Here is an 11,562-nt window from a genome sequence, read left to right on the forward strand (position 1 = left end):
GCCGCCTCAGGATCCCTCAGGACACGATGTCCTTGCGGGCGAAGTTCCTGAAGGCGAGTGCGAAGAGCACCAGCGCATAGGTGACGGAGACCGCCGCGCCCTTGATCATGCCGCCCCACTCCAGCTGCGGCTGGAGCGCGTCGATCCAGGCGAACTGCCAGTGGGCGGGGAGCGCCTCGCGCCAGCCGCCGAGGGCGGTGACCGCGTCCAGCACATTGCCCACGATCGTCAGTCCGACCGCCCCGCCGACCGCGCCCAGCGGTGCGTCGGTCTTGGTGGAGAGCCAGAACGCCAGCCCCGCGGTGACCAGTTGGGAGACGAAGATGAAAGCCGCCGCCAGCGCCAGCCTCGCCAGCGTCCGGCCGGCGGCGAGGGAGCCGCCCGTGGGCAGCTCCAGCGGCCCCCAGCCGTAGGCGGCCGTGCCCACCGCCAGAGCGATCAGCGGCAGCAGCGCCATCGCCGCCGCGCTGAAGCCGAGCGCCACCGCCAGCTTGGACCAGAGCAGCCGGGCGCGCGGGACGGGCGCCGCCAGCAGATAGCGCAGCGAGGACCAGCTGGCCTCCGAGGCGACCGTGTCCCCGTGGAACAGGGCCACCGGGATCACCAGCAGAAAGCCCGCCGAGGCGAACAGACAGGTGGCGGCGAAGTTGACGCCCGAGGCAGTGGCCGTGTCCATCAGGGTGATGCGGTCGTCCGGCCCGTCGCCGCCGGGGGAGCCGCCGATGGCGAAGGCGACCAGCAGCACCAGGGGCAGCGCCGCCAGGATTCCGGCCATCACCATGGTCCGGCGGCGCTTCAGCTGCCGTACGGCCTCCACGCGCAGCGGCAGGGTGCGCCGGGCGCGGTAGCCGGGGGCCGAGTCGGTCAGCGTGCTCACGCGGACCCTCCGATCAGGGTGAGGAAGGCGTCTTCGAGGCGGCGGTGCGGTCCGGCCCCGGTCAGCGGCACGTCCAGCCGGACGAGTTCGCCGATCAGCTCGGTGGAGCTCGCCCCGTCGAGCCGTACCAGCAGCCCTTCCTCCGTCCGTACGGCCGATCCGATCCCCGGCAGTGCGGCGATCTTCTCCACCAGCGGATCGGAGAGCTCGGCGGCGGTGGTGACGAGCAGGGTGTCGCTCCCGCCGGTGATCTCCGCGACCGGGCCTGCCTGCACCAGCCGGCCCCGGTCCATGACCACCAGATGGGTGCAGGACTGCTCGACCTCGGAGAGGAGGTGGCTGGAGACGATGACGGTACGGCCGCCGGCCGCGTACCGGATCATCACGTCCCGCATCTCGCGGATCTGCGGCGGGTCGAGGCCGTTGGTCGGCTCATCGAGGATCAGCAGATCCGGCATGCCGAGCATGGCCTGGGCGATGGCGAGCCGCTGGCGCATGCCCTGCGAGTACGTGCGCACCGCGCGGGCGAGGGCGTCGCCGAGTCCGGCGATCTCCAGGGCCTCGTCGATATGGGCGTCGGCGGCGGGGCGTCCGGTGGCCCGCCAGTACAGCTCCAGATTGTCGCGGCCCGAGAGATGGGGCAGGAATCCGGCGCCCTCGACGAACGCGCCGACCCGGGAGAGCACGGGCGTGCCGGGGCGGATCGCATGGCCGAAGACGCGGATCTCGCCCTCGTCGGGCCGGATCAGGCCCATCAGCATCCGCAGGGTGGTGGTCTTGCCCGCGCCGTTGGGGCCGAGCAGTCCGAGGACCTGGCCCTTGTCGACGCGGAAGGAGAGCTGCTGGACGGCGTAGCGGTCGGCGGACCCGGCGTACCGCTTGGTGAGGCCGGTGATCTCCAGGGGGACGTCCGCGAGCGCCGGATCGGGGGCGGGGGCCTTGGTCCTTCTGCGGGCGGTCACCAGCAGCAGGGCGGCGACGGCCGCGCCCGCGACCGGGAGCGCCCAGGTCCACCAGGGCAGTCCGGCGGCCTGGGTCCGCACCCCGGGCGCGGTGGGCACGGTGAGCTCGCCGGAGCCGGTGACGGCGACGGTGTAGCGGGCGGGGGCGGCCGGTGAGGCGTAGCCGAGGTCGGTCGCGGAGAGCACCAGCCGCAGCCGGTGCCCGGCGACGACCTCGTAGTCCACGGCGGGCAGGGTGAGGGTGACCTCCTTGCCCTGGCGGGCGTCGTCGACCCGGATGGGGGCGACGAGCTGGGAGGGCAGCACCTGCCGGCGGCCGTCGGGGCCCACGTCGTACACCTTGCCGAAGAGGACCGCCGCTCCGGTGGTGGAGGCGACCTTGAGGCGGACGGTCGGCGAGCCGGTGATCCGCAACGGGCGTTCCAGCGGGCGGGATTCGAAGCGGGCGTGCTGGCCGGGGAAGTCGAGGGAGAGGCCGACGCCGAGGGAGGAGAACTGTCCGAGCCCGCCACTGAGGCCGGGGACGGCGGAGATGGCGGGCGGGGCGGCTCCGGCCGGGTTGGCGAAGCTCTGCTCGCCGACGGTGAGGGGGATGTTCCGGCTCTCGCCCCGCAGGCCCGGGTAGCGGCTGCCGTGGGCGCCGCGCAGGGTGGCCTGGCCGTCGGTGGAGTCGACTCCGCCGGTGCGGCTGACCCGGAAGGCGGGGCCGGTCTCCGCGCCCTCGTCCTGCTTGAGGTACCGGTCGAACCAGGCCGTGACCCGGCTCTCGACGCGGCCGGCCTCCAGGTCGCCGCCGTCGTGGCCGCCGGAGATCCAGTCGACGGCGACGGGCGCCCCGTTGGCGGCGATCCGCTCGGCCATGGCGTCGGCGTGCGAGAGCGGGAAGAGCGAGTCGGACTGGCCCTGGATGATCAGGGCGGGGACCTTGATGCGGTCGCCCACGGCGGAGGGGCTGCGGCTTTCGAGGAGGTCGCGGGCCGCGGCGTCGGGCCGCCCGGCGACGGCGACGCGTTCGTACATGGCGCAGAGCTCGGGCTGGAACCGTCCGCACCCCTGCGGGTTGGCGGGGCCCGCCGCGGCCCGGCCTTCGGCGCCACGGGACGGCGGGCCGTCCGGGCGGTTCTGGGCGGGGGCGTCGCGGGAGGGGGCGTCGCGGGAGGGGACGCTGCCGGGCGCGGTGGTCGCGCCGGTGGTGAAGAAGACGCCCGCCCACAGCTTTTTGAAGACGCCTTCGGGGAACAGGGCGTCGTCGAGGTTCCAGTAGGTGAGGGCGGGGGCGATGGCGTCCACGCGCTGGTCGTATCCGGCCGCCAGCAGGGAGACCGCGCCGCCGTAGGAGGATCCGGCGACGCCGACGCGGGGGTCGCCCGCGGAGTCGAGCTGGACCTCGGGGCGCTCGGCCAGCCAGTCGATCAGCCGGGAGACGTCCTTGACCTCGGCGTCGGGATCGTTGAGGCCGATCTGTCCGGTGGAGGCGCCGAAGCCGCGGGCGGACCAGGTCAGCACCGCGTAGCCGTCGCGGGCCAGCCGCTCGGCCTGGGCGCGTACATCGTCCTTGCTGCCGCCGAAGCCATGGCCGAGCAGGACCGCCGGCCGGCGGCGGTCCGCTTCGCCCGCGGTGAAGTACGACGTGTCGATCTCCGCCCCCGGCATGCTCCGCACCCGGTCCTCGCGGTGCACGGGCGGGGCGCTGTCATCGGCGACCGCGGTCCAGGTGCCCGCGCCGGCGAGGACCGCGAGGGCGGCGGCGCCGGCGAGCCATCGGCCGCGCCGGCGTGGCCGGGGGAGTCGGATCTGCATGCTGGAAACCTTAAACGGCGCGGCTGTGAGGATCGGCTGCCGTCAGGGGGAGATGGGGGCCTCCCTGAGGAGTAGACCGGGGCAGGGCCGTACGGCGAACGCGGTACGGCCCTGCCCCACGCCAACGCGGTACGCCAACGCGGTACGCCAACGCATGCGGGGGGCCTGCGCCTCAAGGGGTGCCGGGCGTGCGGGGGCCTGTTCCATGGCGCGGGCCCTGCGCCCGAGCGCGCCCGCCGGCCCGCCCAATCCGGCGAGGGAATCCCGCGACAAGGCTCTTGTGTCATGTCACATGACACGACAAGCTATCCCGGCACGTCCGCACCTCCAGGCACCCAGCACACCCGTACTTGCCCGTGATCCGGTCAACGAAAGGTCAGGTGCACGAGATGAGAACCACGGCCCTCCGGTTAGGCACACTGCTCCCCGCGGTAGTCCTCGCCGCCGGTCTCCAGTTCGCCGTATCGCCCAGCGCGCACAGCACCACCGCGCCCGGCGGCGATCTGCGTCTCGCCCCCACGGCAACCGCCCTACCCGACAGCTGGATCGTCGTCCTCAAGGACGGCTCGACGCGCGCCGCCGACCTGGGCGTCACGCCGAAGTACACCTACCGCAGCGCCCTCAAGGGCTTCTCCGCGAAGATGTCCGCCGCGAAGGCCGCGAAGCTCGCAGCCGACCCGCGCGTCTCCTACGTCGAGCAGGACTCCAGGGTCAGCCTCAGCGCCACCCAGACGAACGCGACCTGGGGCATCGACCGCATCGACCAGCGCGATCTGCCGCTGTCGACGACGTACACCTATAACGCGACCGGCGCGGGCGTGAACGCGTACATCATCGACACCGGCATCCGCACCGCCCACACCGACCTCGGCGGACGTGCGAGCGTCGGCACCGACACGGTGGGCGGCGGCCAGAACGGCCAGGACTGCAACGGCCACGGCACCCATGTCGCCGGCACGGTCGGCGGAACCACCTGGGGTGTGGCCAAGAACGTCAATCTGATCGCCGTACGGGTGCTGAACTGCCAGGGCTCCGGTACGAACGCGGGCGTGATCGCGGGCGTCGACTGGGTGACCGCCAACGCCCGCAAGCCCGCCGTGGCGAATATGAGCCTGGGCGGCGGCGCGAACGCCACCCTGGACAGCGCCGTGCAGCGCTCCATCGCCGCCGGTATCAGCTACGCCGTCGCCGCGGGCAACGGAGACATCTTCGGCACCCCGCAGAACGCCTGCAACTACTCCCCCGCCCGGGTCCCCCAGGCGATCACCGTGGGCGCGACGGACCGTACCGACCGCAGGGCCTCCTTCTCGAACTTCGGCACCTGCCTGGACCTCTTCGCCCCCGGGGTGAGCATCACCTCCGCCTGGGGCACCAACAACACCGCCACCAACACCATCTCGGGCACCTCGATGGCCGCCCCGCATGTGGCGGGCGTCGCCGCCCTCCATCTGGCGGCGAACCCGGCCGCGACCCCGGCCCAGATCCGGGACGCGATCGTGAACAACGCGACCAACAACAAGGTCACCGACCCGCGCACCGGTTCACCGAACAAGCTGCTCCACTCGATCTTCTGATCCGACTTCTGATCCGACTTCTGATCGGAAGTCCGAACCGACTTCCGATCGGGCTTCCGATCCGAACGGACGATCAGCCTCCGAATGCCCCCGGACGTGGCCGGCACCGCCGCGTCCGGGGGTCTTTCCCGTCTCCGCGAGGGTGTCCGCGGGGGTGTCCTCGGGGCTGTAGGGCCGCTCGTCGGGGAGCATCGCCGTGGCCCGTTCGATCTCGCCCTCCCGCACCAACGCGTGGATCCGGTGCGCCAGCGGCGTCACATCGGTGACCGAGACCGTCCACTCGTCCGCGTACCGCCGGGACGCCTCCCCCGCGAGCCCCAGCTGAAGCGAGCGATGGGGCAGCGGCAGCAGCCGGATATCGCGCTCGGGATCCCACTGCACCCGCGCGGGCGAGCGCCGCAGCTCGCGCTTCCAGGAGGCCCGGTCGCCGTGGAGCTCGCCGGAGTAGTGGGAGAGGCAGGAGTTGCGCAGCGCCCAGTCGAAGCCCTCGCGGCTGATCTCGACGGCCAGTACGGTCTCCTGATCCTGCTTCAGCCCCCAGCCGCAGCGGTACATCATCCACAGGAACGACGGCTTGATCCAGGTCATCCGGTCCCGCTTCCAGACCGCGGGAAACCGCCCGTCCCGCGCCGCCGGGACGCCGATCGCGGGGCTGTACGCCTGGTAGACGGTGATGGTCGTGTCGGTGTGGAGCGCACGGATACGGCGCAGGGGTTCGTCCATGCGCTCCAGGGTGCGCGCCGCCGGGGAGTCCGGGCCAATCGTTTTTCCGCCCGGCTCCCCGGCCGTGGCGTCCGGCCGGTCGTGATCGTCCCGTGCTCGGGCCCTGGCAGCAGTCGCCCCCGGGGCCCCGGGAGCTTCCGTTCTAGTGGTTGCGGGGGAAGCCCAGGTCCACGCCCGTGTGGGGCTCGGAGGGGTCCGGCCAGCGGGTGGTGACGACCTTGCCGCGGGTGTAGAAGTGCACCCCGTCGTTGCCGTAGACGTGGTGGTCGCCGAAGAGCGAGTCCTTCCAGCCGCCGAAGGAGTGGTAGCCGACCGGGACCGGGATCGGGACGTTCACCCCGACCATGCCCGCCTCGACCTCCAGCTGGAAGCGCCGCGCCGCGCCGCCGTCGCGGGTGAAGACGGCGGTGCCGTTGCCGAACGGCGAGGCGTTGATCAGCGCCAGGCCCTCCTCGTAGGTCGCCGCCCGCAGCACACAGAGCACCGGGCCGAAGATCTCGTCGCGGTAGGCGTCGGAGTCGGTGGACACCCGGTCGAGCAGCGAGAGGCCGATCCAGTGGCCTTCCTCGTACCCCTCGACCGTATAGCCGGTGCCGTCGAGCACCACCTGAGCGCCCTGGGCCGCCGCTCCCGTCACATAGGAGGCCACCTTGTCCCGGTGCGCCCTGGTGATCAGCGGGCCCATCTCGGAGGACGGGTCGTCGCCGGGGCCGATCCTGATCTTCTCGGCGCGCTCGCGGATCTTCGCCACCAGCTCGTCGGCGATGGAGTCCAGCGCCACGACCGCGGAGATCGCCATACAGCGCTCGCCCGCCGAGCCGTACGCGGCCGAGACCGCGGCGTCCGCCGCCGCGTCCAGGTCCGCGTCGGGGAGGACGAGCATATGGTTCTTGGCCCCGCCGAGCGCCTGGACCCGCTTGCCGTGGGCGGTGGCGGTGGTGTGGATATAGCGGGCGATGGGGGTCGAGCCGACGAAGGAGACCGCCGCCACGTCCGGGTGCGCCAGCAGCGCGTCCACCGCGACCTTGTCGCCGTGGACCACATTGAGCACACCGTCGGGCAGCCCCGCCTCGGCGGCCAGCTCGGCGAGGAGATTCGCCGCCGAGGGGTCCTTCTCGCTGGGCTTGAGGACGAAGGTGTTCCCACAGGCGATCGCCAGCGGGAACATCCACATCGGCACCAGCGCCGGGAAGTTGAACGGGGTGATGCCCGCGACCACCCCGAGCGGCTGGCGGATCGAGGCGACGTCGACCCGGCTGGAGACCTGGGTGGAGAGCTCGCCCTTGAGCTGGCTGGTGATCCCGCAGGCCAGCTCCACGATCTCCAGACCGCGCGCGACCTCGCCGAGCGCGTCGGAGTGCACCTTGCCGTGCTCGGCGGTGATCAGCGCCGCGATGTCGTCCCGGCGGGCGTCCAGCAGGGCGCGGTAGCGGAAGAGGACGGCGGTGCGCTGGGCCAGCGAGGACTGGCCCCAGGAGACGTACGCCTCCTTCGCGGCGGCGACGGCGGAGGCGACCTCGTCGGCCGAGGCCAGCGCGACCCGGGTGGTGACCGCACCGGTCGCGGGGTCGGTGACCGGGCCCCAGTTGCCGGACGCGCCCTCGGCGGTCTTTCCGCCGATCCAGTGGTTGACGGTCTTCGTCATGACGGAAGGCTCCTTCACAGATGCCATAGGCCCAGTGTGCTCACAGATGGCGGCGCCGGGCTGCGATGTGCCGCTCGTACTCCCGCCGGGCCCGGGCCGCGGACGCGCGGGTCGCGGTCTCGGCCACCGGAACATCCCACCACGCCTGTGCGGGGGGCGGGCCCGACACAGTGTCTGCCGTTTCGGTCTCCACATAGACACCTGTCGGGACCGTGGCCGCGCGCGCCTCGGCGAGGGCTTCCCGCAGGTCACCGATGGTCTTCGCGCGGATGACCCGCAGTCCGAGCGAGGCGGCGTTGGCGGCCAGGTCCACGGGCAGCGGATCGCCGGTGTAGGTGCCGTCCGGGGCGCGGTGACGGTAGGCCGTGCCGAACCGCTCCGAGCCGACCGACTCGGAGAGGCCGCCGATCGAGGCGTAGCCGTGGTTCTGGAGGATCACCACCTTCACGGGGATGTTCTCCTGGACGGCGGTGACGATCTCGGTGGGGTTCATCAGATAGGTGCCGTCGCCGACGAGCGCCCATACGGGGCGGTCCGGGGCCGCCATCCCGACGCCGATGGCCGCGGGGATCTCGTATCCCATACAGGAGTATCCGTACTCGACGTGGTACTGATCGGCCGAGCGGGCCCGCCAGAGCTTATGGAGGTCCCCGGGGAGGGAGCCCGCCGCGTTGATCAGGATGTCGTCGCCGGTGACCAGGGCGTCCAGAGCGCCGAGGACCTGGGTCTGGGTGGGGCGGGCGGAGGGGTCGTCCGCCGCGTAGGCGGCGGTCACCCGGCTCTCCCAGCGCTCCTTCGCCGCGCGGTACTCCGCCTGGTACGACGACTCCACACAAAAGCCCCCGGCCGGTCCGCCGGGGTCCCCGCCGAGCTCGCCGAGAGCCGCGCGGGCATCGGCGACCAGAGCGAGCCCGGCCATCTTGTGGGCGTCGAACGACGCGATGTTGACGTTCAGGAAGCGGACGGCCGGATTCTGGAAGAGCGTCGACGACGCCGTGGTGAAATCCGTCCAGCGGGTGCCCACGCCGAGCACCAGATCCGCGGTGCGGGCCAGTTCATCGGCGGTCGCGGTGCCCGTGTGACCGATCGCGCCCACATCGCAGGGGTGGTCATGGGGCAGCGAGCCCTTGCCCGCCTGGGTGGCGGCGACCGGGATACCGGTCGCGTCGGCGAAGGCGCGCAGCGCGTCCTCGGCCTCGCTGTGGTGGACGCCGCCGCCCGCCACGATCAGCGGACGGCACGCCGCCGCCAGCGCCCGCCGGGCCTCGGCGAGCGCGTCGGCGTCCGGCCGGGGGCGGGCCACCCGCCAGACCCGCTCGGCGAAGAACTCCTCCGGCCAGTCATACGCCTCGGCCTGCACGTCCTGCGGCAGCGCCAGGGTCACCGCGCCCGTCTCGGCGGGGTCGGAGAGCACCCGCATCGCCTGGAGCGCCGCCGGGATCAGCGCCTCGGGGCGGGTGATCCGGTCGAAGTAGCGGGAGACCGGCCGCAGGGCGTCGTTGACCGAGACGTCTCCCGCGCCGAACACTTCGAGCTGCTGGAGCACGGGATCGGCGGGCCGGGTGGCGAACACGTCCCCGGGCAGCAGCAGCACCGGCAGCCGGTTGACGGTGGCGAGCGCCGCGCCGGTGACCAGATTGGTCGCGCCGGGGCCGATGGAGGTGGTGACCGCGTGCGCGGAGAGCCTGCGGGACTGCCGGGCGTACCCCACGGCGGCGTGCACCATGGCCTGTTCGTTACGGCCCTGGTAGTACGGCATCGGGGCGTCGGGGCCGGTCCCGGACTCCAGCAGCGCCTGGCCGATCCCGGCCACATTGCCGTGGCCGAAGATGCCCCAGGTCGCGCCGATCAGCCGGTGCCGGCGGCCGTCGCGCTCGCTGTACTGGCGGCTGAGGAAGGTGACGAGGGCCTGGGCGACGGTGAGCCGGCGCGTGGTCCGCGTGGCCTGCGGAGTCGGCGTGGCCTGCGGAGTCGGCGGAGTCGGCGGAGTCGGCGTGGTCATCAGGCACCTTCCTCTGCCGCCGGGTACAGCGGCAGCCGCGGGTCGACGGGCTGGGCGGACCAGGTGTCACGGACCCAGCCGTGGTCCGGGTGATCGCAGATCAGCCACTCACGGTCCGGGCCCGGTCCCGCCATCACATTGAGGTAGTACATGGCGCGGCCGGGGGAGGCGATGGACGGGCCGTGCCAGCCGTCCGGGATGAGCACCGCGTCCCCGGTGCGCACCTCGGCGAGGACGTCGGTGCCGCCCGGGCGGGACGGGGAGACCCGGTGGTAGCCGAGGCCGCCCTGGTCGATCTCGAAGTAGTAGATCTCCTCCAGCTCGGATTCGACGCCCGGCCGGTGTTCGTCGTGTTTGTGCGGCGGATAGGAGGACCAGTTGCCGCCGGGGGTGAGCACTTCGACCGCGATCAGCCGGTCGCACTCGAAGACGCCGGCCGCGGCGAAGTTGTTGACCTGGCGCGAGCAGCCGCCCGCGCCGCGCAGCTCGACCGGTACCTCCGGCGCGGGGCCGTAGCGAGCGGGGAGTCGTCGCTCGCACTTCGCTCCTGCCAGGGCGAAGCGGCCTCCCGCGCCGGAGGTGATCTGGGCCCGGGCATCGCGCGGCAGATAGGCGAAGTCCGTGACCCCGCCGAATACACTCGCTCTGCCCAGGAGTTCGAAGGACGCGCCCTCCGTCGTCACGGTGCAGCCGCCGCTGAGCGGCAGCACGATCCACTCGCTCTCCCCGGTGTCCAGTGTGTGCGACTGGCCGGGCGTCAGTTCCAGTATCCGCAGGGCGGAGTGGGCCCAGCCGGCCCGCTCGGGGTCGATCCGGAGGGCGTACGGGCCCTGGGCCGCGCTGCCCGCCGGTACATACCGGTCGCGCCCGGCCGGTTCGCGCGCTTCGTCGGTGCTCATGACCTCTCCGTATACCCCGTGATACCCGTATACCCGTATTACCCGTGATACCCGCGGTGCTCCCTGGTACCGCTGTATCCGGCTGTATCCGTTCAACCGTGCTCGTCAGAGCAGCCCTACGGCCGTGTCGACCGCGCCCGCCACATCGCCGTCCACCGGGTAGAGCAGCGAGCGCCCCACCGCCAGGCCCTGCACGGTCGGCAGCCGCAGCGCGGTGCGCCACTTCTCGTACGCCCCGTCCTGGTCGCGGCCGATCTCACCGCCGAGGATGACCGCGGGGAGGGTGGAGGTCTCCATCACCGCCGCCATGTCGTCGGGGTTCTCGGTGACGGGGACCTTCAGCCAGGTGTACGCGGAGGTCCCGGCCAGTCCGGAGGCGATGGCGATCGACCGGGTGACCGCTTCGGCGCTGAGATCGGTGCGGAGGCGGCCGTCGGTCCGGTGGCAGATGAACGGCTCGATGAAGACGGGCAGCCGGCGTTCGGCCATCTCGTCCACCACGCGGGCGGTGGTGTGCAGGGTGTCCACGGAGCCGGGGTCCTGGTAGTCGATGCGGAGCAGCAGTTTGCCCGCGTCGAAGCCGAGCCGGTCCAGATCCTGGGCGCGGTGCCCGGTGAAGCGGTCGTCCAGCTCGAAGGAGGCGCCCGCGAGGCCGCCTCGGTTCATCGACCCCATGACGATCTTGTCGTCGAGCGCGCCGAGCAGCAGCAGGTCATCAAGGATGTCGGCGGTGGCGAGGACGCCGTCGACCCCGGGGCGGGAGAGCGCGAGGCAGAGCCGTTCCAGCAGGTCGAGCCGGTTGGCCATGGCGAGCGGGCTCTGACCGACGGAGAGCGCGCCACGGGCGGGGTGATCGGCGGCGACGATCATCAGCCGTCCGCTCTCGCCGACGAGCCGGGACCTTCTGCGGCGGCGGGCGGCGGCCTCGGCGACGGCCTCGGGGTGCCGGGTGCGGATGCCGACGAGCTCGGCGATGTCGACGCGGGTCACGACAGGCCCCCGGCGGCCTCGGGGGCGGGGGACACAGGAGGCGCGGGCGCGGGCGCGGGAGGCGCTGAGGCGGGGGACGCCGGGGCGGGG

At 72.7% G+C, this 11,562-nt stretch carries 7 protein-coding genes and 1 pseudogene; 1 reads left to right on the plus strand and 7 read right to left on the minus strand.

The genetic code is table 11. The features are described from left to right. Positions 1-16: 16 nt before the first annotated feature. Entirely contained in the window at positions 17-877 is an 861-nt protein-coding gene (locus FF041_RS19265; RefSeq protein ID WP_323392156.1) for an ABC transporter permease, read from the minus strand. After that, positions 874-3,639 carry an alpha/beta fold hydrolase gene (locus tag FF041_RS19270; protein ID WP_153523948.1) on the minus strand — a complete coding sequence of 922 codons (2,766 nt, stop codon included), beginning with the start codon at positions 3,637-3,639 and terminating at the stop codon, positions 874-876. Before FF041_RS19270 ends, FF041_RS19265 begins: the two co-directional genes overlap by 4 nt. Positions 3,640-4,019: 380 nt before the next feature. On the opposite strand from FF041_RS19270, the gene FF041_RS19275 reads away from it, so the two are divergent. Continuing rightward, positions 4,020-5,213 (plus strand): S8 family peptidase, encoded by a 1,194-nt coding sequence (locus FF041_RS19275; protein WP_407698171.1) that lies wholly within the window; start codon positions 4,020-4,022, stop codon positions 5,211-5,213. Positions 5,214-5,363: 150 nt separating this feature from the next. On the opposite strand, the pseudogene FF041_RS19280 reads toward FF041_RS19275, so the two are convergent. From FF041_RS19280 to FF041_RS19300, 5 genes and pseudogenes are all read right to left on the minus strand, one after another. Then, positions 5,364-5,936, minus strand: a pseudogene (locus FF041_RS19280) (DUF4291 domain-containing protein); the annotation flags it as partial. Positions 5,937-6,078: 142 nt separating this feature from the next. Beyond that, complete coding sequence (gene mmsA, locus FF041_RS19285; protein ID WP_153523951.1) at positions 6,079-7,581, minus strand: CoA-acylating methylmalonate-semialdehyde dehydrogenase; 1,503 nt, start codon at positions 7,579-7,581, stop codon at positions 6,079-6,081. A 40-nt stretch (positions 7,582-7,621) separates the two neighbouring features. After that, complete coding sequence (iolD, locus tag FF041_RS19290; RefSeq protein WP_153523952.1) at positions 7,622-9,583, minus strand: 3D-(3,5/4)-trihydroxycyclohexane-1,2-dione acylhydrolase (decyclizing); 1,962 nt, start codon at positions 9,581-9,583, stop codon at positions 7,622-7,624. Continuing rightward, positions 9,583-10,482, minus strand: coding sequence for a 5-deoxy-glucuronate isomerase (iolB, locus tag FF041_RS19295; RefSeq protein ID WP_153523953.1), 900 nt, complete (start codon positions 10,480-10,482; stop codon positions 9,583-9,585). The genes iolD and iolB overlap by 1 nt, the downstream gene beginning before the upstream one ends. 105 nt (positions 10,483-10,587) lie before the next feature. Next, positions 10,588-11,472 carry a Cgl0159 family (beta/alpha)8-fold protein gene (locus FF041_RS19300; protein WP_323392161.1) on the minus strand — a complete coding sequence of 295 codons (885 nt, stop codon included), beginning with the start codon at positions 11,470-11,472 and terminating at the stop codon, positions 10,588-10,590. Positions 11,473-11,562: the final 90 nt, after the last annotated feature.

This window comes from Streptomyces jumonjinensis (genome assembly GCF_009600885.1).
Lineage (GTDB): Bacteria > Actinomycetota > Actinomycetes > Streptomycetales > Streptomycetaceae > Streptomyces > Streptomyces jumonjinensis.